This window comes from Parafrankia sp. Ea1.12, assembly GCF_900465275.1.
Taxonomy (GTDB): Bacteria; Actinomycetota; Actinomycetes; order Frankiales; family Frankiaceae; genus Parafrankia; species Parafrankia soli.
The window spans coordinates 1-1,008 of the sequence record NZ_UBIZ01000642.1 but is presented as its reverse complement, the minus strand read 5'-3'; the positions used below and the strand labels follow the sequence as shown (position 1 = coordinate 1,008).

General features: G+C 69.8%; 1 pseudogene. It reads right to left on the bottom strand.

From position 1 onward, the window contains the following. Positions 1 to 762, bottom strand: a pseudogene (locus FMEAI12_RS34330) (GGDEF domain-containing protein); the annotation flags it as partial. Positions 763 to 1,008: the final 246 nt, after the last annotated feature.

Genomic DNA, 1,008 nt, shown 5'->3' with positions numbered 1-1,008 from the left:
CTCGGGGGGCGTGCGGGTCGGGACCGGGACGAGCGCGGCGAGGAAGACCAGCAGGAAGGCGAAGGCGAACCCGATCGCGCCCAAGGGTGGCATGCGGAACCCGTACTGCGCGGAGACGTAGGCCATGACGTTGGTGGTGAGTCCGTAGGTCAGCAGGCCGGTGCCGAGCAGTGCCATCGTCGCCGGGGCGCGCGGGCGGCGGAAGCTGGCGATCAGCACGACCGCGGTGGTGAGGATCAGACCGGCCCCCTGGTGGATCAGAGCGAATTGGAACGGTCTGAGGTGGGTGCTCGCCTGGACGACCGTGGCGAGCACTGTCCCCCATTGCAGCAGGATGAGCGAGCCGGCGATCAGCAGGCAGTCCAGCAGGGTGATCGCATGCCAGCGGTAGGCGCGGTGCCACCGCCTGCCGGCGCTCTCGTCCCGGCTGTCCACCGGGTCGGTGGGCAGGGACAGCAGCCCGGCCAGGGCCACCCCGTAGAGGGAGAGAAAGGCGGCATAGGACGGGGACATGCTGCCGCTGTGGGGCATGCGACCGGCCAGAAACGTCGGTGCCACCGCGAGGGTGGCGAGCATCGCACCGGCTGCGCTGAGACCGATGAACACCCGCCAGCGGCGCTCCGCCCTCCGTGCCCGCCGGGCGGTCCAGAAGCAGGCGGCCGCGGCGGCAAACTGGGCGGCAGCCGAGACGAGAGCTGTGGCGGCACGGGCGGGCCGCAGGTCCAGCAGCACCGCGAAGGCGACATCGAGCCCAAGCAGCATCAGAGCAGCGACGACGGCACACCACCACAACCGTGGTGTGCCACCCGAACCGGGCAGACGCCACAGGCAGTGCATAGTGCCAGCGACACTACGGAATCCTGGCATCACCCACATCCCCATAGTAGGACTTCGTTAGGTGACTCCTGGCGGGTGAACGGTTACGGGAGGTGTGTGGTTGAAGGGTCGCTGGCAGGTGGGGCAGGCGCCGGTCCAGACGGCGAGCAGGGCCTGGAGGGTGCGGAGGAC